Genomic DNA, 20,243 nt, shown 5'->3' on the forward strand with positions numbered 1-20,243 from the left:
ATGACCACGTTGGATTTGACTACCCTGAGCGCCCGTATCCAGGCGCATAAGAATGCGCTGATTCACATCGTCAAACCGCCGGTGTGCACCGAACGCGCGCAGCACTATACCGAGGCCTATCAGCAGCATCAGGACAAGCCGCTGCCGGTGCGCCGCGCCCTGGCGTTGGCCAACCATCTGGCGAAACGCAGCATCTGGATCGCCAACGACGAGCTGATCGTCGGCAACCAGGCCAGCGAGCTGCGCGCCGCGCCGATCTTCCCCGAATACACCGTCGGCTGGATAGAAAACGAAATAGACCAGTTGGCCGACCGGCCGGGCGCCGGTTTTTCGGTCAGCGACGAGAACAAGGCAATTTTGCATCGTCTGTGCCCCTGGTGGCGCGGCCAAACGGTGCAGGATCGCTGCTACGGCATGTTCACCGACGAACAAAAGGCGTTGCTGGCCACCGGCATCATCAAGGCCGAGGGCAATATGACCTCCGGCGACGCCCATCTGGCGGTCAACTTCCCGCTGCTGCTGGAGTTAGGCCTCGATGGCCTGCGTGAAAAGGTGCGCGCGCGCCGCAGCCGCCTGCGTCTGACCGAGTGGGAAGATCTGCACAAGGCGCAGTTTCTCAACGCTATCGATATTGTGCTGACGGCGCTGAGCGAACACATCCTGCGCTTCGCCCGCCTGGCACGCGACATGGCGCAAAACGAAGCCCGCGACTGGCGATGCGCCGAGCTGCTGGCTATCGCAGACAACTGCGACCGGATCGCCCATCGCCCGCCGCAAACCTTCTGGCAGGCGCTGCAGCTGTGCTATTTCATCCAGCTGACGTTGCAGATCGAATCCAACGGCCATTCGGTTTCCTTTGGCCGCCTCGATCAGTATCTCTATCCCTGGTATCGGCGCGACGTGGAGCTGGAGCAAAACCTGACGCGGGAAAACGCCATCGAGCTGCTGCACAGCTGCTGGCTGAAGCTGCTGGAGGTCAACAAGATCCGCTCCGGCTCGCACTCCAAGGCCTCCGCCGGCAGCCCGCTGTACCAGAACGTCACCATCGGCGGGCAAAAACTGGTCGATGGCCGGCCGTGCGACGCGGTCAATCCGCTGTCCTACGCCATTCTCGAATCCTGTGGCCGCCTGCGCTCCACCCAGCCCAACCTCAGCGTGCGTTACCACGCCGGGATGAGCGCCGATTTCCTCGACGCCTGCGTACAGGTGATCCGCTGCGGTTTCGGCATGCCGGCATTCAATAACGACGAAATTGTCATTCCCGAGTTCATCAAGCTGGGGGTCGAACCGCAGGACGCTTACGACTACGCCGCCATCGGCTGTATCGAGACCGCCGTCGGCGGCAAATGGGGCTATCGCTGCACCGGCATGAGCTTCATCAACTTCGCCCGCGTGCTGCTGGCGGCGCTGGAACAAGGCCGCGACGCCACGTCCGGGCAGATTTTCCTGCCGCAGGAACAGGCGCTGTCCAAAGGAAACTTCGCCGATTTCGAGCAGGTCTTAACCGCCTGGGATCGGCAAATCCGCTACTACACGCGCAAGTCAATTGAGATCGAATGCGTGGTGGACAGCGTGCTGGAGGAGAACGCTCACGATATCCTCTGCTCCGCACTGGTGGATGACTGCATTGAACGCGGCAAAAGCATCAAGCAAGGCGGCGCCAAATACGATTGGGTTTCCGGCCTGCAGGTCGGCATCGCCAACTTGGGCAACAGCCTGGCGGCGGTGCGCAAACTGGTGTTCGACCAAGGGGCGATCGGCCAGCAGCAGCTGGCGACCGCGCTGGCCGAAGACTTCGCCGGGCTGGATGGCGAACAGCTGCGTCAGCGGCTGCTTAACGCTGCGCCCAAATACGGCAACGATGTGGACGAGGTCGATCGGCTGCTGGTGCGCGCCTACCAAACCTACATCGAAGAACTGAAACAGTACCGCAACACCCGCTTCGGCCGCGGGCCGATCGGCGGCGGCTACTACGCCGGCACCTCGTCGATTTCGGCCAACGTGCCCTTCGGCGCCGCTACCCTGGCCACGCCGGATGGCCGCAAGGCGCACGCGCCGCTGGCGGAAGGCGCCAGCCCGGCGTCCGGCACCGACCACCTGGGGCCAACGGCGGTGTTCAATTCGCTCGCCAAGTTGCCGACCGAGGCGATCCTCGGCGGCGTGTTGCTCAATCAAAAGCTGAACCCGGCGACGCTGGACAACCCGCGCGATCGGGAGAAGCTGATGCTGATGTTGCGCACCTTCTTCGAGAGCTATCGCGGCTGGCATGTGCAGTACAACATTGTGTCGCGCGAAACGCTGCTGGCGGCGAAGCAACACCCTGACCAATATCGTGATTTAGTGGTTCGCGTAGCTGGCTATTCCGCCTTCTTTACCGCATTATCCCCTGAGGCGCAGGATGATATTATTGCGCGCACAGAACATACTCTTTAAACCTTTGACTCTTAGCGGCCGCGCCTTGGCGGCCGCATCATCAGGCCGATATGAATTTACGACAACAGACCATATTGCAGTTGGTTAACGATCGCCGCCGGATCAGCGTCAATGAGCTGGCGCGCGCTTCGGGCGTCTCGGAAGTCACCATCCGGCAGGATCTCAACCTGCTGGAAAAACGCAGTTATCTGAAGCGGGTGCACGGCTCCGCCGTGGCGTTGGAAAGCGACGACGTCGACGCCCGCATGATGTCCAATTTCACCCTTAAGCAACGATTGGCGCAGTACGCCGCCGCGCAGGTCAACGACGGCGAGACGATTTTTATTGAGAGCGGCAGCGCCAATGCCCTGCTGGCGCGCTACATCGCCGAACGCAAGCGCATTACGCTGATCACCGTCAGCCACTACATCGCCAACCTGCTCAAAGAAACCGACTGCGACGTGATTGTGTTGGGCGGCATGTACCAGAAGAAAAGCGAGACCGTGGTCGGCCCGCTCACGCGGCTGTGCATTCAGCAGGTGCATTTCAACAAAGCGTTTATCGGCATTGACGGCTTTCAGGCCGAAACCGGCTTTACCGGCCGCGACATGATGCGCGCCGATGTGGTCAGCGCGGTGCTGGCCAAGGGCGTGGAGAATATCGTGCTGACGGATTCCAGCAAATTCGGCCAGATCCAGCCTAACCCGCTGGCGCAGCCGGGGCAAATCAGCCGGGTGATCACCGATTCACGTTTGGCGCTGGAGTATCAGCATCAGCTGAAACGTCAGGGAGTACAGGTGGAGCTGGTCAACGAATAACGCGCCGCGCGGGCCACGCCGCCCGCCGTTTCCCTTGCGCAGCGGGATTTTAAGACTATTTACCTGTTTATCCTTCCCGAGAAACCTATACTCAGCTTCGGTAACTTTTGGGCCGTAACCCGCTAATTATTCGGCCGTTAACAAAAATGCCATTTTTTATATCGATACCGCATGGGAATCAACAGCAGGCCTGATTTATGGTTAACGCCTATACTTATAGGGCACTTCCATATAGCCAATGCTAAGGAGAAGTCATTATGATGATTATCAATAAACGTTTCGCCACCGCCGCTCTGGCTCTGACTCTGGCGTTTTCACTGAGCGCCTGTTCCAACATGTCCAAACGCGATCGCAACACCGCTATCGGCGCCGGCGCCGGTGCAGTCGGCGGCGCAGTGCTGACCAACGGCAGCGCTTTGGGCACGCTGGGTGGGGCTGCGGTGGGCGGCATCATCGGTCACCAGGTTGGCAAATAACCTGCCCGATGCTCCTCCGCCGACAGGCGGGCAAAAGCGCCTCGGCGCTTTGACGTATTAACCAATAACGATGATTTCAGGTCTGTTTTACTTTAAGTCTATGGTTCTTTTGCCGTTAACGGGTTAACCCCCGGCAGCAACAACCTCTAGCCATGCCGCAGCATTGCACTGCGGCATGGCGATTCGCCTCAACCGCCCGCCAGTTTGACCTTCATGCCTTTGGCTTCCAGCAGCTGTTTGAGCAGATCGCGTTTATCGCCCTGGATCTCGATGACTCCCTCTTTCACCGATCCGCCGCAGCCGCATTTCTTTTTCAGTTCGGCCGCCAGTTTGTCGAGCGCGGCATCATCCAGATCGACGCCGGTAATCAGGCACACGCCCTTCCCCTTGCGGCCGCTGGTCTGGCGCTGGATGCGCACGACGCCATCGCCCTTGGCGCGTTGCGGTTTAACCTCTTCCTGCTTGATGCGACCGGTGTCCGTGGAATACACCAGACGGCTGTTATCGTCATTCATCATCGCTTCCTCAGGCCAAAGAGGCGCGGATCGCGCGCAGCGTCGCGGCCGGATCCGCAGATTGGGTGATCGGACGCCCAATCACCATATAGTCCACGCCGGCGGCCTGCGCCTGCACCGGCGTCATAATACGACGCTGATCGCCCGCCGCGCTGCCTTCAGGGCGGATCCCCGGCGTCACCAGTTGGAAAGCCTGCCCGCAGGCGGCCTTCAGGCGCTGCGCTTCGTGTGCCGAACATACCACGCCGTCCAGCCCGCAGTCGCGGGTCAGGCGCGCCAGGCGCTCGGCGTGTTCTGCCGGACTCGCCTCGATGCCGATGCCGCGAAGGTCTTCCGCTTCCATGCTGGTCAGCACCGTGACGGCGATCAGCAGCGGCGCATCCGCCCCGTATGGCACCAGCGCTTCTTTAGCGGCGGTCATCATGCGCGCGCCGCCGCTGGCATGCACATTGACCATCCAAACGCCCAGCTCGGCCGCTGCGGCTACCGCATGCGCCGTGGTATTGGGAATATCGTGGAATTTCAGGTCAAGAAATACGTCGAAGCCGCGCCCGTGCAGATCGCGCACCAGCTGTGGTCCAAACAGCGTGAACATTTCTTTGCCCACTTTCAGCCGGCAGTCTTGCGGATCGATACGGTCGGCGAACGCCAGCGCAGCGTTCTTATCGGCGTAATCCAACGCCACAACGATTGGAGATGATTTTAAGTCATTGTTATTAGCGTTATTTTCAGACTTCATTTCTTCTACCTTCTGTAAAATGGAGATAATCAGGGACTCACCCGCGAAACTGACCGCCGCATTCTACATGCCAGGGGCCAGAAATCCCAGCCACAGCGCGCACCGGCGCTCTGTCATGTTACCTTGCGTCTTTGTCATGGCGCGTCAACGTAAGCGCGTCAGCAATAAACCACGCAGCGTAAAACGCCGTAAAGATGCGTAAATTATCAATCAAATATTTTGAATCACTTGCTCAGCATTATCAGATTTTCAATCGGCCCAGATGCTTTATTATTCACCACATCGGAAGCGAATGGCTTCCTTCCTAAATAAACAGACTGGAGTCACCCATGAAAACCATCAAATATTTTGCAGCCGCTGCCGCTATCGCACTGACCTCTTTCGCCACTTTGGCCGCTGAGCCGATCAACAGCCAGCAGGCCGATAGCCTGACCGCGACCGGCGTCGTTTCCGCAGGCCACGCAACCACCCTCAGCAGCCTGGAGAAAAAACTGGCCGCTAAAGCAGATGCTCAGGGCGCCAGCAGCTACCGCATTATCTCCGCCGGCGGTAACAACATGTTGAGCGGCACCGCGATCATCTACAAATAAGGTTTCCGGTACAGGGCCCGAGTTTTCGGGCCCTGCCTCTGTTTCCCGCTTGAAAACCCCGCATTTGCCCCGCCCTTTATTGTTACAAAAATATTAAATTTTTATTACACACTAGACACCCGATCGCCAGTGGCTTAGCTTGAAGGCATCTTCCTGCAGAAAGGCTTTCAAAATGAGCGAGATATCAACACTTACCATTAAAATTCCTCTGGCACTGAAGGAGAAAATCCGCGCCGCCGCCGCTGAAAACGAATTTTCATTGAGCGTGGAAGTGTGCCAGCGCCTGGAAAGCAGCTTCAACGCGCCCGTCGTCAAGGCAGAAAAACCGGCCAAGAAAACGGACGACCTGCACCACGGCGAGATCGACAATCAAAGCACCGAAGAAGAAATCGAACAGCCTCTGAGCCAGAAAGAGCTGAAGAAGCTGCGTCAGCTATTGAAAACCGGCGCTAAAGGCGGCAAGAAAAAGTAAGCGATGAACATAGAAAAACGGGGCGATCAATCGCCCCGTTTTGTTTTGTCTCACCGCCGCGCTATTGTCCGTCCAGACCGCGGATCGGTTTAACCGATGACCAGGCGCGACACGACGGACAATGCCAATAGAGCGAGTGCGCCGTGAAGCCACATTTGTGGCAGCGGTAACGCGGCTTGGTGCGAATTTGCTCACCGACCATATCGCGCAACAACAGCAGACTCTCTTTCGCACGGCCGTCTTCAGCGTCCGCAAGGTGATAATCCATCAGCCGATAAAACACCCGCATAGTGGGGTGACGCTGCAGCTGACGGTTGATATAGACCTGCACCACGTCGCGCCCTTCGTGCTGCTCGATGATTTCGGCCAGCATCAGATCGGCGGTTGCGCCGGTGTTTTCTTCCACGCAGCGCTTCAGGAAATCAGCCCAGTTGTGCTGCTGTTCCGGCAGGTGCCGGTAGCATTCCTGCAGCATCGGCAGCGTTTCGCTGACCAGCTCTTTATCCTGACTCAATACGCGTTGCAGCGACTCCGCCGCTTTGGCGTAGTCGTTTTGCGCCATGTGAATGCGCCCGAACATGATGGACACGCGCGCGCACTGTTTATCGGCCGCGTCCGCACGCTTGAGCAGGCTCATCGCCCGATCGAGATCGTCGCTGCCCATCGCCTGCAGCGCCAGTTCACAATAAAAGTGCGCGATCTCGACGCGTTGTTTCTCTTTGCCCAGCTTGACCAACTTCTCCGCCACGTCGATCGCTTTCTGCCAGTCGCTGGTCGCCTGATGGATCACCAGCAGTTGCTGCAGCGCCGAGACGCGAAAATCCGCTTCGTCAGTCAACTGGCTGAACATGTCTTCCGCGCGGTCATAAAGCCCGGCGGCCATATAGTCACGGCCCAGCTGCTGCACCGCCAACAGGCGCTGCTCAAAGGTCAGGGAAGCGCTTTCCATCAAGGCCTGATGGATGCGGATAGCGCGGTCGACTTCGCCGCGCGAGCGGAACAGGTTGCCCAACGTCAGGTGGGCCTCAACGGTGTTACTGTCCTCTTTCAACATGTCGAGGAACAGATCGACCGCCTTATCCTGCTGGTTTGAAAGCAGAAAGTTCACCCCTGCCACGTATTCACGCGACAGGCGGTTGGCTTCTTGCTGTTTATCCTGCTGAGCGCTTCTGCGCCCCATGTACCAACCGTACGCGGCAGCCACGGGCAGCAACAGAAACAGCAGTTCTAACATAGAGGGTTATTCCTTGCTGACAACGGCCTGAGCCGCCGGTTCAGCGGGCTGCTCAAGCTGCAGCTCCAGCCTTTTGATCTTGCGCTCGGCGCGGCCCAGCGCAATGCGCGTACGCAGATAGAACAGACCGCAAATGATCCAGCCGAGAATGAAACCGGCGCCAAACAGCGTGGCCAACAGGGTCGATACGCGATAATCGCCCTGCGCAACCAGATAGTTAAAATTGACCACCTGATCGTTATGCGCACCCAAGGTGACGGAAATCACGAAGATCACCAGAACCAACAAAAAAATCAGCAAATATTTCACATTCTTTCCCGCGATGCCGAGTGAATCGGATGAACGATGCCAAAAAGTGGCGTCCCTAACCCTTAAGTTAGCATTTCCCGTTGCGGCAGGGAAACCCTGCGGCACGATAAAACCACATATCTGCTGGCATATTCGGCAGTAAACGGCTTTAACGAACAAATTGATGAGAAAGCTTCTCAAAACGTCGAATTTATAAGGATATGGGGGCGACGGCGCGGATTGCAATGGCGGGAAAATGTAAGCGGTTAATGCGGCGCCGATCTGGCGCCGCGCTTTTTGTGACATGGTCACATAACGTTCATTTCTCCGGCTTGCGCACCGCGATTTCCTGCTGCTCTTGCGGCGGCGGCGTCAGAGGACCGAACCAGCGCTGCGCCAGCCAGCAGGTGATCACCACCAGCAACCAGCTGATCAACGTGGCCATCGCCAGATCGCGCGGCCAGTGCATGCCCAGCAGCAAGCGGCTGCCCATTACCCCGGCCGCCCACACCATCAGGATCGCGACGGTTTTGTAATGGCGGCGCGGCCACAGCAGCCCTATGCCCAATAGCGCCCAGGTGGCGGCGAACATGGTGTGCCCCGACGGAAAAGCAAAGCCGGTTTCAAACTGCCAGTGCTTGCGCAGCCAGCTAGGCACCAGCGTCTGGTCTTGCAGTTGCTCGCGCACCAGCGCGCTGCGCTCTTTGCGCTGCAGCGAGTAGAAATACTTGCCGTCCACGCCGTGGGTTTGCTCCAACCACACCACGAAAGGACGCGGTTCTTGCACCCGATCCTTGATCAACGACTTCACGCCCTGCCCAATCACCAGCGCGGCGAAAAGCAGCATCGCCAGACCGATGGCCGGCTTCAGCCGAAAGCGCAGGCACCACAAAAACCAACCGCAGAGGATCGCGCTGGTCAGAATGCCCCACGGCGAGGTCACGGTTTCGGTCACCCAGTACAGCGCTTTCAGCAGCCGGTCATTGCCGCCGGGTTGCCAGTGCCAGCCGGATACCCAGACCGCCAACGGCATCAACAGCAGCAGCAACGCGCCGCCCGCCGTGCGTTTTGCTATCTCATACATACCCGTTTTCCTCTGCGTGAATCAGGCTGCAGTGTAACAAGAGTGCAATCTTGATAACACGCGAAAAATTAAACAGATAGACAACCTATCGCAATAATAGGTGGCCAGAAAACGCCATCTGCTGGTTTGCTGAGCACCGCCCGGCAAGAAGTTGTGGCAAAATAGCCGATAATTAACGAAATAGAGATCGGCGTAGCACGTTTTAGTCTTGGTCAATGCACTAAACCGGACTTAGGATGCGCGACAATGATTGAATCGTAGGTTTTTGTGGAGAGTGACATGCAGCTTAAACGGGTGGCAGAGGCTAAACTGCCGACACCTTGGGGCGATTTCCTGATGGTAGGATTCGAAGAACTGGCGACCGGGCACGATCATCTGGCGCTGGTTTTCGGTGATATTTCCGGTGAAGCGCCGGTGCTCGCACGCGTGCATTCCGAATGTCTGACCGGCGACGCGTTGTTCAGCCTGCGCTGCGACTGCGGTTTTCAGCTGGAAGCCGCGCTGGAGCAGATCGCCGAAGAAGGCCGCGGCATTCTGCTTTATCATCGCCAGGAGGGCCGCAATATCGGCCTGTTGAACAAGATCCGCGCCTATGCCCTGCAGGATAAGGGCGCAGACACCGTGGAAGCCAACCATCAGCTCGGCTTCGCCGCCGACGAACGCGACTTCACCTTGTGCGCCGACATGTTCAAACTGCTGGGCGTCGACGCGGTGCGCTTGCTGACCAACAACCCGAAAAAGGTCGAGATCCTGACCGAAGCCGGTATCAATATCAGCGAGCGCGTGCCGCTGATCGTCGGCCGCAATCCGAAGAACGAACACTATCTGGCCACCAAGGCCGCCAAAATGGGCCATTTGCTCGACCAGAAGTGATCGCCGCCACGGTGAAAACAATCAGGGCGCCTTGCGGCGCCCTTTTTACTGCCCGATTTACAGCATTTTCCTGATTACGTAGTGCAGGATGCCGTCGTTTTCGTAGTAGGTCAGCTCATTGCCGGTATCGATGCGGCAACGGGTGTCGATCACCTCCTTGCGCCCGTCGGCATAGGTAATATGTACCGGCACCGTCTGGCCCGGCTGCAGCTGTTGCAGGCCGCCGACGCTGATCTGCTCGTCCCCGGTCAGCCCCAGCGTTTTGCGCGTCACCCCCTGCGGGAACTCCAGCGGCAAAATACCCATGCCTATCAGGTTGGAGCGGTGAATACGCTCGAAAGATTCGGCGATCACCACCCGCACGCCCAGCAGGCGCGGCCCTTTCGCCGCCCAGTCGCGGCTGGAGCCGGAACCGTACTCTTTACCGGCGATCACCGCCAGCGGCACTTGCTCCTGCTGGTACTGCATGGCGGCGTCGTAGATAGACAGTTGCTGCTGCGACGGAATATGGCGGGTATAGCCCCCCTCCACGCCCGGCACCATTTCGTTGCGGATGCGGATGTTGGCGAAGGTGCCGCGCATCATTACTTCATGGTTTCCGCGGCGCGAACCGTAGGAGTTAAAGTCCTGCGGCGCCACGCCGTGCTCGCTCAGGTAACGCCCCGCCGGGCTGTCGCGCTTGATGTTGCCCGCCGGCGAGATGTGGTCGGTGGTCACCGAATCGGCCAGAATCGCCAGAATGCGCGCGTCCTTGATGTCCTGCACCGGATCCGGCTTCACCTTCATGGTGCTGAAAAACGGAGGATGGCGGATATAGGTAGAATCCTCCTGCCATTGATAGGTCGCCGAACCGGTCACCTGGATCGCCTGCCAGTTGGCGTCGCCATCGAACACTTCGCCGTATTCTTTGTGGAACATCTCGGTGCGCACTTCTTCCACCGCCTGAGCAATGTCCTGGCTGCTCGGCCAGATGTCCTTCAGGTAGACCGGTTGACCGTCATTGCCCTCGCCCAGCGGCTCTTTGGTCAGGTCGATCTTCATGCTGCCCGCCAGCGCATACGCCACAACCAGCGGCGGTGAGGCCAGCCAGTTGGTTTTCACCAGCGGGTGGATGCGCCCTTCGAAGTTACGGTTGCCCGACAGCACCGCGCCCACGGTCAGATCGCCCTCTTTGATCGCCTGCTCGATAGGATCCGGCAGCGGCCCGGAGTTGCCGATACAGGTGGTACAGCCATATCCCACCAGGTTGAACCCCAGTTCTTCCAGATAAGCGGTGAGCTTGGCGCTGTCGAAGTAGTCGGTCACCACTTTGGAACCCGGCGCCAACGACGTTTTTACCCAAGGCTTGCTGCGCAGCCCTTTCTTGACGGCGTTTTTCGCCAGCAGGCCGGCCGCCATCATCACGCTCGGGTTGGAGGTGTTGGTGCAGGAGGTGATCGCCGCGATCACCACCGCGCCGTCGTGCAGCTCGTGCTGCTGCCCATCCAGCGTAAAGGGTTTGCTGTCTGCCTTGGTCTTGTGGCCGCCGATATCCAACTCGGTGGCGGCCTTGAACGCCTGCGGCACATTCGGCAACGCGACGCGATCCTGCGGGCGTTTCGGCCCGGCGAGGCTGGCCTCGACCGTCGACATATCCAGCGCCAGCGAGCTGGTGAATACCGGCTCATCCCCCGGGTTGCGCCACATGCCCTGCGCCTTGGCGTAGGCTTCCACCAGCGCGATTTGTTCGGCGCTGCGGCCGCTGAGTTTCATGTAGCCGAGCGTGACGTCATCTACCGGGAAGAAACCGCAGGTGGCGCCGAACTCCGGCGACATGTTGGCGATGGTCGCCCGGTCCGCCAACGGCAGATCGGCCAGGCCGTCGCCGTAAAACTCGACGAACTTGCCAACAACGCCGTGCTTACGCAGCATTTGGGTGACGGTCAGCACCAGGTCGGTGGCGGTAATGCCCTCGCGGAGCTTGCCGGTCAGCTTAAAGCCGACGACGTCCGGGATCAGCATCGACACCGGCTGGCCCAGCATCGCCGCTTCCGCTTCGATACCACCGACGCCCCAGCCGAGAATGCCCAGGCCGTTGATCATGGTGGTGTGGGAATCGGTGCCCACCAGCGTATCCGGATAGGCCACGCGGCGACCGCTTTCGTCACTGTGCCACACCGTTTGGCCGAGGTATTCGAGGTTGACCTGGTGGCAGATGCCGGTGCCCGGCGGCACCACGCGGAAACGGTTGAAGGCTTTCTGCCCCCAGCGCAGGAAGGTGTAGCGCTCGTGGTTGCGCTGCATTTCGATACGAACGTTGTCTTCGAAGGCGTTGTCATCGCCGAATTCATCGACGGTAACCGAGTGGTCAATCACCAGATCCACCGGTGACAGCGGGTTCACCTGGTCGACATTGCCGCCCAGCCGCCGCACCGCTTCACGCATCGCCGCCAGATCCACCACCGCCGGAACGCCGGTAAAATCCTGCATCAGCACGCGCGCCGGACGGTAGGCGATCTCACGGTCAGCATGGCCGGTTTGCAACCAGGCGACGATGGCCTTGAGGTCGTCAACCTGCACGGTATCGCCATCCACATGGCGCAGCAGGTTCTCCAACAGCACTTTCATTGATTTCGGCAACCGGTCGATATCACCCAGCTGCTTCGCCGCCAGCGGCAGACTGTAGTAGTAATATTCGCTATTCAGCGCAACCAGCTTATCCAGACTTGTTTCACGAAGATCGGACGACATAGCTCCTCCATTTCTTATTGTGATTAAAACAGGGTAATCAGTGAGGTCTTGTTTAAAGATACCACAAAGATAAGTTAACGTTTTGATAACAACACGATTTGATCACAGCGATAGGTGAGAACAATCAAGAAGAAGGAAGTGCGAGCGCAGCCAAGGGGTTAGGCTACGCGTCAACGAAAACGCCGCAACGAGGCGGCGTTTTGGCAGCGGAAATCTCGCGGCTTTAGCGGGGTTTGCGCATTAAACTTTTGATGACGACCATTAAAATAAATGTTACGAGCAACATATAGGTCATCACCACGGGTAGAAACGCAGGATCAAACTCTCCATCACTTTTCGCTATGTTAGCGGCATTCATCCAATCACCAACCTGATTTACAGTCATATCAACCAGGTTTTTAAGCACCGGGATTTTGTTAAGAATAAAAAACGACGCTATGAAACAAGTTGCAAACAGCATCAGATTCTTAAACATCGCAAGCCTCGTAGTTAGTTGAACCCGTAACATCTACCCTACCATAGGTCATGATACCTACACGTGAGCCAGGAATTTTGAATTTTCTACGTTGGACGAGTGCGTGTCGAAATCGATTAAAATCAGTAATATGATAGAAGGTAATGCAACCCCATGATTCTCCTTCACCATTAGGTCTCAATGGATGAATGCGAAAACCGCCTCGGTTTTGTCCATTAATCCACAAATTATCGGTAAGCGTTTGGAAACTGAACAAACCAAGCCATGTAGAATGGTTTGTTCCATGCCATATGTCTTTACCTAATGACTCCAGCTGGTTTCGTATACTCCCATGAGGGCGATCAACAATCCAATACTGCCCAGGGGGTAGCGCCCCTTTGTCTCTGAAAGAGCAATCAGGGCGATTTAGCATACTCGGCTTGCCTGAAAACACCGGAAATGTCCCCACGCCGTAGACGTGGAGTTTCAGCACGCGGCGATCTGGAGAAGCATCGTTGTAGTTAAGCCTGCATATCTGCATAACGTTGAATTTCCTTATTCAATGATCCGAACGTTTTGCAGTCTACTTAGAGGTGAACGGGTTGAAAAGAGGACGGTGGCTTTTCAGGATGATCCTGAGAAACAAGGAAGGTGCGGGTTTCCGGGCTAAAAAAACCCGGTTTGGCAGGCGCCTAACCGGGTTTGATTTGATATCGTCAACGATTACTTAATCGGCAGCTTGATGTCCTTGAACATCGCTTCAATTTCTTCGTTGGAGCGCAGCGCCACTGCGCTGTCGACCACGTCGCGCGTCAGGTGCGGCGCGAAGCGCTGAATGAAGTCGTACATGTAGCTGCGCAGGAAGGTGCTGCGGCGGAAGCCGATTTTAGTGGTGCTGTAGGTGAAGATATCGCGCGCATCCACCGTCACCAGATCCGGATCCTGTACCGGATCCACCGCCATGCTGGCGATCACCCCTACCCCCAATCCCAAACGCACATAGGTTTTAATCACGTCGGCATCAGTGGCGGTAAAGACGATGCGCGGCGTCAGGCCGGCGCGGTTGAAGGCGGTGTCCAGCTCCGAGCGGCCGGTAAAGCCGAAGGTGTAAGTGACGATCGGGTAAGCCGCCAGTTCTTCAATGCTGATGCTGCTTTTGCCCGCCAAAGGATGATCGGGCTTCACCACCACCGCACGGTTCCAGTGGTAGCACGGCAGCATGATAAGATCGTCATACAGGTGCAGCGCTTCGGTGGCGATGGCGAAATCAGCGGTGCCCTTGGAGACCGCTTCGGCGATCTGCGTCGGCGAGCCCTGATGCATGTGCAGCGAGACACGCGGGTAACGCTCAATGAAGCCTTTGATCACGTTGGGCAAGGCGTAGCGAGCCTGGGTATGCGTGGTGGCGACGTACAGCGAGCCTTTATCCGGGTAGGTGTGTTCACCGGCGACGGCCTTGATGGCGTCTACCTTGGACAGCACTTCACGCGCGATGCGAATGATTTCCTGGCCGGCGGGGGTGACCTGGGTCAGGTGCTTGCCGCTGCGGGCGAAAATCTGGATGCCCAGCTCATCTTCGAGCATGCGCACCTGTTTGCTGATGCCGGGTTGAGAGGTATAGAGCCCTTCTGCCGTCGAGGAGACATTCAGGTTGTGGTTAACCACTTCCACAATGTAACGAAGCTGCTGCAATTTCATATCTTATACCATCCTAGGTTAAACACTGCGGCTTACCCGCAGCCAGGTATATCGGTGTCGCCCCGGTATGCTGAAACTCACAAGCCATAAACCCCGTGTTCTACCCTGATGGTGAAGAAAACGCCGTTGTTAATAAGCTTTAATAATAAAAAAACTTTTTATATAACCACTATACCACGATGCAGCTTCAAGTATAGATCCGCGTCACACTATGATAACGATTATTTTGCATGGGTATCAACGTGAAACGGCAGTGTCGGAGGGATAAAAACAGCAAAGGATAGATCCGTTTGCCCCTTTTCACCAATAAAAAAACCAGCCGCCAGGGCTGGTTTTTCATCTTGCGGTCAGGACATCGGCCTTACTTCTTGCCTTCGACCCACTTGCCGTCCACGTAGAACGCGGACCAACCGGTCGCCTTGCCGTCTTTTTCAGAGGAGACGTACTGCTGCTTGGTTTTACGGCTGAAACGCACCAGCGTTTTGTTGCCTTCGGCATCCGCCACCGGCGCATCGGCCAGGTAGCGTAGTTTCTCCGGCAGACGATCCTTGAAGCGAGCCAGTTCTTCCACCAGCGGCGCACGGGTCTCGCGCGATTTAGGGAAGGTGTTGGCCGCCAGGAACACGCCGGCAGCGCCGTCACGCAGCACGAAATAGGCGTCGGACTTCTCGCACGGCAGCTCCGGCAACGGCACCGGATCTTCCTTCGGCGGCGCGACATCGCCGTTACGCAGGATCTTGCGGGTGTTTTTGCAGTTCTCGTTGGTGCAGCCCATGTACTTGCCGAAACGCCCCATTTTCAGGTGCATTTCCGAGCCGCACTTGTCGCACTCCACCACCGGGCCATCATAGCCTTTCAGACGGAACTCGCCCTCTTCTATCTCATAGCCGTCACACGCCGGGTTGTTACCGCAGACGTGCAGCTTGCGCTGGTTGTCGATCAGATAGCTGTCCATCGCCGTACCGCATTTCTGGCAGCGGCGGCGGGCGCGCAGCGCGTTGGTTTCCGCGTCGTCGCCTTCGAGGATGTTGAGCACTTCCGCTTCCGGCACCAGGTTGATGGTGGTTTTGCAACGTTCCTTCGGCGGCAGCGCGTAGCCGGAACAGCCGAGGAAGACCCCGGTGCTGGCGGTACGGATGCCCATCTTGCGGCCGCAGGTCGGGCAGTCGATGCTGGTCATCACCATCTGGTTAGGCCGCATGCCGCCTTCTTCCGGATCCTTCTCCGCCGTTTCAAGCTGCTCGCTGAAATCAACGAAGAATTCGTCCAGCACCGCTTTCCACTCGGCCTGGTTGTTGGCGACCTCATCGAGGCCGTCTTCCATGCGCGCGGTGAAGTCATAGTTCATCAGCTCGCGGAAGTTCTCTTCCAGACGATCGGTGACGATCTCACCCATTTTCTCGGCATAGAAACGGCGGCTTTCCACCCGCACATAACCGCGATCCTGAATGGTCGAGATGATGGAGGCGTAAGTGGACGGACGGCCGATGCCGCGTTTTTCCAGCTCTTTCACCAGCGAGGCTTCGCTGTAGCGCGCCGGCGGCTTGGTGAAGTGCTGGCTCGGGATCAGTTTCTGCAGATCCAGCTCGCTGCCGATTTCGACGAACGGCAACGTGCGATCTTCATCGCCTTTGCGCAGAGCCGGCATCACCTTGGTCCAGCCGTCAAAGCGCAGCGTACGGCCCTTGGCGCGCAGCTGATAATCGCCGGCTTTCACCGTCAGCGTGGTGGAATCGTATTGCGCCGGCGTCATCTGGCAGGCGACGAACTGACGCCAGATCAGCTGATACAGTTTCTGCGCGTCCGCTTCCATGTCTTTGAGCTGTTCGGCGAGCACGTTCACGTCCGAAGGACGGATCGCTTCGTGCGCTTCCTGCGAATTCTCTTTGCTGCTGTACTGATTCGGCGCCTTCGGCAGGTATTTATCGCCGAAGTTGTCGCCGATGTAGCCACGCACCATGTTGAGCGCATCCTGGCTCAGGTTGGTGGAGTCGGTACGCATATAGGTGATGTGACCGGCTTCATACAGCCGTTGCGCCATCATCATGGTTTTCTTCACGCCGAAGCTCAGGCGGGTGCTGGCGGCCTGTTGCAGCGTGGAGGTAATGAAAGGCGCGCCCGGCTTGCTGCTGGTCGGTTTGTCTTCGCGATCCAGCACCGTGTAGCGGGCTTTTTCCAGCAACTTGACCGCGGCGTGCGTCTGCTCGCGGTTGACCGGTTTGAACGGTTTGTCGTGCGCATGGGTCACTTCCATCTGCAGCGCGGTTTCACCCTTCGCCAGCAGATCGGCATGCAGCTCCCAGTACTCTTCCGGCACGAACGCCTTGATGTCGCGTTCGCGCTCAACCACCAGACGCACCGCCACCGACTGTACGCGGCCGGCGGACAGGCCGCGGGCGATTTTTTTCCACAGCAGCGGCGAGACCATATAGCCCACCACGCGGTCCATAAACCGGCGCGCCTGCTGCGCGTTGACGCGGTCAATGTTCAGCTCGCCCGGCTGTTTGAACGCCTGTTGGATCGCGTTTTTGGTGATTTCGTTAAACACCACGCGGCTAAAGCGTTTGTCATCCCCACCGATCACTTCCCGCAGGTGCCAGGCGATGGCTTCCCCTTCGCGGTCAAGGTCGGTTGCGAGATAAATGTGGTCGGCGTTTTCCGCCAACGATTTTAACTCGGCGACCACTTTTTCTTTACCCGGCAGGATTTCATAATGCGCTTTCCAGCCGTGGTAAGGGTCGACGCCCATGCGATTTACCAGCGCCGCCTTCTCATCTTTTTTAACTTTTTTCTTGGCTTTGTCTTCGGTTGAGTCAGCGCTCTTTTTGCTGGCTGAGCCACTGGTCGGCAAATCACGGATATGACCGACGCTGGACTTCACCACGTAGTCACTTCCTAAATATTTATTAATAGTTTTGGCTTTTGCCGGGGACTCAACTATTACGAGAGCTTTACCCATATTTACCTTTACCTAATTTATTTCTTCTAAAAAGAAGTCTTTTATCTCGCCGTGCCGCGGCAATTCGTGTCTCTTTTTTTATATTGCGGCAGTCTGGCAAGAGATCAACAGATTTTTTTCTTTTGGTTGCCCAACTGCTCAACCTGAACGCAAGTTGTTGATCCTGCCTGCTATTCACCCATGCCCCAGAAGTATGGCTGTGTGAGTTTTATTCATGGCGTAAACAAAACCTTCCACCCGACGCCGCAAAATCCCACACTGTACCTGATAAAAAGCGTCACGCAACCTAATTAGCACGGAAAGGCAGATTTCGCCAACCGGCCGCCGCCCATGGCCATCCAGACGGCAAATAAACCTTAGTCGGTTTGCGGATAAAAGCGAACCGGCGTTAGAATATGCGCAGCGTTTTTTGTTTGGAGTCTAATAATGCACAAGAATACTGCACCTATCGGCCGCGAGGCCCTGCTGGCGGAAGCAAATAACATCATCCGCCAACACGAAGATTATCTGCACGGCATGATCGCCACCGACGTTGAACAAAAAAGCGGCGTTTTAGTTTTTCGCGGCGAATACTTTTTAGATGCCGATGGATTGCCCACCGCAAAAACCACCGCCGTATTTAATATGTTTAAACATTTGGCTCACCTGCTTTCGGAAAAATACCATTTGGTCGATTGAGAAAACAAAACGGGGGCGCCTGGCCCCCGTTGATTCCTGCTCTTCTCGCCTTACAACAACGGCTTTTCCCCGCGCTGCCACCAGCGCAACAGCAAACGATCGACGCTTTCCGCCGCGCTGCCGGTGAAACGATCCATCAAACGTTTACGACGTGCATAGCGTACGGCGATCACTTCATGGTTATCCAACTCGGCGATCAACAAATCGTCGCTGGTGCCGATGGCGTCGATAAGGCCTTTCTCTTTGGCCTGGGTCCCGAACCAGTGCTCACCGGTGGCGACGTTGTCGATGTCCAGCGACGGGCGCTGCTCGTGCACGAAGCGTTTGAACAGCTCGTGCGTTTCGTTCAGATCTTCGCGGAACTTCTCGCGCCCCTGCTCGGTATTTTCACCGAACAGCGTCAGCGTACGTTTAAACTGCCCGGCGGTATGCAGCTCCACGTCGATGTCGTTCTTCTTCAGCAGGCGGTGGAAATTCGGGATCTGCGCCACCACGCCGATGGAACCGATGATGGCGAACGGCGCCGCCACGATGCGATCCGCGACGCAGGCCATCATGTAGCCGCCGCTGGCCGCCACTTTATCCACCGCCACCGTCAGGCGGATGCCGCCTTTGCGCAAGCGCTCCAGCTGCGAAGCCGCCAGGCCGTAGCCGTGCACCACCCCGCCTGGGCTTTCCAGACGCAGCAGGACTTCATCCTGCGCCGAGGCCACCGCCAGCACCGCGGAGATCTCTTCGCGCAGCGACGTCACCTCGTGCGCATCCATGCTGCCCTTGAAGTCCAACACGTACAGGCACGGCTTGGCCACTTCCACCGCGCCGGATTTGGCGCGCTGCTTCTTCAATTTGTCATCAGATTTGGTCTGCTTCTTGAACTGTTTCAGCCAAACCTTTTGCTCGGCAGTATCCATACGCGCCAGGCGCATATCGCGCTGCATTTCGCGATACTGCTCACCGAGATCGGTCAGCTGCAGCTCGCCTTTCTGGCGGCTCTTGCGTTGCCCCAGACTGACCGCCAGGATGGCCAACGCGGCGATGGCGAGCACCACCGTGGCGACCTTGGCCAGAAACAGGCCATAAACAGATATAAACTCCACAGATTCCGCCTTTATTTACAGGTTGTTAGTATGATTCTTTCCATTTTAGCCAACCGCAGCGCCTGCTGTCGCGGCTAAATGAAAATTCATTGCGTTCTGCACGTCACTATGGGGACGATTCAAGGCCGAACCAAGCCGCCGCCACGCCGCTTTTGTTACAAAAGAATGCCATTTCAGCCTGCTACGCATTGAAAATGCGTACGGATTAAGGCATATAACACCCATTATTCATCAATATGATGAGACAGATTCGCTGCGCGGCCCGCAGAAGGTCGAGCTCTCGCTCCCGCCCTGGCCGCGCGTTTCACCCTTGCTCCCCACGATACGCGGGAGAACAGCCACCCAGGCGAGGATTTATCGTGCATTACCAACCCAAACAAGATCTGCTCGAACAACGCATTATTTTGGTCACCGGCGCCGGAGACGGCATCGGCCGCGAAGCGGCGCTGACCTACGCTCGCTTCGGCGCCCAGTTAGTGCTGCTGGGACGCACCGAGAGCAAACTGCTGGCGGTACAACAAGAGATCGCGGCCCAGGGCGGCGCCCCGGCCCTGGTGGTCACGCTCGACTTGCTGCACGCCACGCCGGAGCAATGCCGGCAGATAGCCGACGATCTGGCGCGCCAAATTCCGCGCCTGGACGGCGTGCTGCACAACGCCGGCCTGCTGGGCGACATTGCGCCGATGGCCAACCTGTCGATAACCATGTGGCAAGAGGTGATGCAGGTTAACGTCAACGCCACCTTTATGCTGACTCAGGCGCTGCTGCCGCTGCTGCTGAAATCCCACGCCGGGTCGCTGGTGTTCACCAGTTCCAGCGTCGGGCGCACCGGCCGCGCCGACTGGGGCGCTTATGCGGTGTCGAAGTTCGCCACCGAAGGCATGATGCAGGTATTGGCCGATGAATACAAAAATCGTAATTTGCGGGTAAACTGCATCAATCCGGGCGGAACTCGCACCAAAATGCGCGCATCCGCCTTCCCGCACGAAGACAAAAACAAGCTGAAAACCCCGGCTGACATCATGCCGCTGTACCTGTATCTGATGGGTGAGGACAGCCGGCGAAAAACCGGCATGAGCTTCGACGCCCAGCCGAACCGCAAACCCGGCGCGGCCGAATAATAAGG

General features: G+C 57.6%; 19 protein-coding genes. 8 read left to right on the forward strand and 11 right to left on the reverse strand.

Annotated elements, in window-relative coordinates; all coding sequences use genetic code 11:
* The 3 genes from ACMGG9_RS12375 (at window position 1) to osmB (ending at window position 3,706) form a co-directional block, all read left to right on the forward strand.
* Window positions 1-2,433, forward strand: coding sequence for a formate C-acetyltransferase/glycerol dehydratase family glycyl radical enzyme (locus tag ACMGG9_RS12375; protein ID WP_213587735.1), 2,433 nt, complete (start codon window positions 1-3; stop codon window positions 2,431-2,433).
* Between the two features lie 50 nt (window positions 2,434-2,483).
* Window positions 2,484-3,230: a DNA-binding transcriptional regulator YciT gene (locus ACMGG9_RS12380; RefSeq protein WP_004930631.1), complete on the forward strand. Its 747-nt coding sequence runs from the start codon at window positions 2,484-2,486 to the stop codon at window positions 3,228-3,230.
* Window positions 3,231-3,487: 257 nt separating this feature from the next.
* Entirely contained in the window at window positions 3,488-3,706 is a 219-nt protein-coding gene (gene osmB, locus ACMGG9_RS12385; RefSeq protein WP_004930634.1) for an osmotically-inducible lipoprotein OsmB, read from the forward strand.
* A 188-nt stretch (window positions 3,707-3,894) separates the two neighbouring features.
* Here osmB and yciH read toward each other — a convergent pair whose 3' ends face one another.
* Window positions 3,895-4,221: a stress response translation initiation inhibitor YciH gene (gene yciH / locus ACMGG9_RS12390; RefSeq protein ID WP_004930637.1), complete on the reverse strand. Its 327-nt coding sequence runs from the start codon at window positions 4,219-4,221 to the stop codon at window positions 3,895-3,897.
* Window positions 4,222-4,231: 10 nt separating this feature from the next.
* Complete coding sequence (gene pyrF, locus ACMGG9_RS12395) at window positions 4,232-4,960, reverse strand: orotidine-5'-phosphate decarboxylase (protein WP_369605800.1); 729 nt, start codon at window positions 4,958-4,960, stop codon at window positions 4,232-4,234.
* A 329-nt stretch (window positions 4,961-5,289) separates the two neighbouring features.
* Here pyrF and bhsA point away from each other — a divergent pair, with 329 nt between their 5' ends.
* Window positions 5,290-5,550 carry a multiple stress resistance protein BhsA gene (bhsA, locus tag ACMGG9_RS12400; RefSeq protein ID WP_033643254.1) on the forward strand — a complete coding sequence of 87 codons (261 nt, stop codon included), beginning with the start codon at window positions 5,290-5,292 and terminating at the stop codon, window positions 5,548-5,550.
* Between the two features lie 172 nt (window positions 5,551-5,722).
* Window positions 5,723-6,022, forward strand: a complete 300-nt coding sequence (locus ACMGG9_RS12405; protein WP_108680864.1) for a hypothetical protein — start codon at window positions 5,723-5,725, stop codon at window positions 6,020-6,022.
* Between the two features lie 61 nt (window positions 6,023-6,083).
* On the opposite strand, the gene lapB is transcribed toward ACMGG9_RS12405, so the two are convergent.
* The 3 genes from lapB to pgpB all read right to left on the reverse strand — a co-directional run bounded on the left by lapB (window position 6,084) and on the right by pgpB (window position 8,628).
* Window positions 6,084-7,256: a lipopolysaccharide assembly protein LapB gene (gene lapB / locus ACMGG9_RS12410; RefSeq protein ID WP_342170864.1), complete on the reverse strand. Its 1,173-nt coding sequence runs from the start codon at window positions 7,254-7,256 to the stop codon at window positions 6,084-6,086.
* A gap of 6 nt (window positions 7,257-7,262) precedes the next feature.
* Window positions 7,263-7,565 (reverse strand): LapA family protein, encoded by a 303-nt coding sequence (locus ACMGG9_RS12415; RefSeq protein WP_033643257.1) that lies wholly within the window; start codon window positions 7,563-7,565, stop codon window positions 7,263-7,265.
* 298 nt (window positions 7,566-7,863) lie between these two features.
* Window positions 7,864-8,628 carry a phosphatidylglycerophosphatase B gene (pgpB, locus tag ACMGG9_RS12420; RefSeq protein ID WP_414162250.1) on the reverse strand — a complete coding sequence of 255 codons (765 nt, stop codon included), beginning with the start codon at window positions 8,626-8,628 and terminating at the stop codon, window positions 7,864-7,866.
* A 279-nt stretch (window positions 8,629-8,907) separates the two neighbouring features.
* Here pgpB and ribA point away from each other — a divergent pair, with 279 nt between their 5' ends.
* The gene (gene ribA, locus ACMGG9_RS12425; RefSeq protein WP_019452695.1) at window positions 8,908-9,501 is read left to right on the forward strand and encodes a GTP cyclohydrolase II; all 594 of its coding nucleotides are present in this window, start codon (window positions 8,908-8,910) and stop codon (window positions 9,499-9,501) included.
* A gap of 57 nt (window positions 9,502-9,558) precedes the next feature.
* Here the strand turns inward: ribA and acnA are convergent, their stop codons facing one another.
* The 5 genes from acnA to topA form a co-directional block, all read right to left on the reverse strand.
* A complete protein-coding gene (gene acnA, locus ACMGG9_RS12430; RefSeq protein ID WP_042784668.1) occupies window positions 9,559-12,231 on the reverse strand; it encodes an aconitate hydratase AcnA in 2,673 nt (890 codons plus the stop codon).
* A gap of 223 nt (window positions 12,232-12,454) precedes the next feature.
* The gene (locus ACMGG9_RS12435; RefSeq protein ID WP_414162251.1) at window positions 12,455-12,706 is read right to left on the reverse strand and encodes a hypothetical protein; all 252 of its coding nucleotides are present in this window, start codon (window positions 12,704-12,706) and stop codon (window positions 12,455-12,457) included.
* Window positions 12,699-13,226, reverse strand: coding sequence for a DUF2778 domain-containing protein (locus tag ACMGG9_RS12440; protein ID WP_414162252.1), 528 nt, complete (start codon window positions 13,224-13,226; stop codon window positions 12,699-12,701). The genes ACMGG9_RS12435 and ACMGG9_RS12440 overlap by 8 nt, the downstream gene beginning before the upstream one ends.
* 182 nt (window positions 13,227-13,408) lie before the next feature.
* Window positions 13,409-14,383 carry an HTH-type transcriptional regulator CysB gene (cysB, locus tag ACMGG9_RS12445; RefSeq protein ID WP_004930690.1) on the reverse strand — a complete coding sequence of 325 codons (975 nt, stop codon included), beginning with the start codon at window positions 14,381-14,383 and terminating at the stop codon, window positions 13,409-13,411.
* A 361-nt stretch (window positions 14,384-14,744) separates the two neighbouring features.
* Window positions 14,745-17,342, reverse strand: coding sequence for a type I DNA topoisomerase (gene topA / locus ACMGG9_RS12450; protein ID WP_015378045.1), 2,598 nt, complete (start codon window positions 17,340-17,342; stop codon window positions 14,745-14,747).
* Window positions 17,343-17,768: 426 nt separating this feature from the next.
* Between topA and ACMGG9_RS12455 the strand changes: the two genes are divergently transcribed.
* Window positions 17,769-18,020 carry a YciN family protein gene (locus ACMGG9_RS12455; protein WP_033650243.1) on the forward strand — a complete coding sequence of 84 codons (252 nt, stop codon included), beginning with the start codon at window positions 17,769-17,771 and terminating at the stop codon, window positions 18,018-18,020.
* A 50-nt stretch (window positions 18,021-18,070) separates the two neighbouring features.
* On the opposite strand, the gene sohB is transcribed toward ACMGG9_RS12455, so the two are convergent.
* Entirely contained in the window at window positions 18,071-19,117 is a 1,047-nt protein-coding gene (gene sohB, locus ACMGG9_RS12460) for a protease SohB (RefSeq protein WP_072627554.1), read from the reverse strand.
* Between the two features lie 359 nt (window positions 19,118-19,476).
* On the opposite strand from sohB, the gene ACMGG9_RS12465 reads away from it, so the two are divergent.
* A complete protein-coding gene (locus tag ACMGG9_RS12465) occupies window positions 19,477-20,238 on the forward strand; it encodes a YciK family oxidoreductase (protein ID WP_197755897.1) in 762 nt (253 codons plus the stop codon).
* Window positions 20,239-20,243: the final 5 nt, after the last annotated feature.

Source organism: Serratia sp. BNK-10, from assembly GCF_047456065.1.
GTDB classification, from domain to species: domain Bacteria; phylum Pseudomonadota; class Gammaproteobacteria; order Enterobacterales; family Enterobacteriaceae; genus Serratia; species Serratia ureilytica.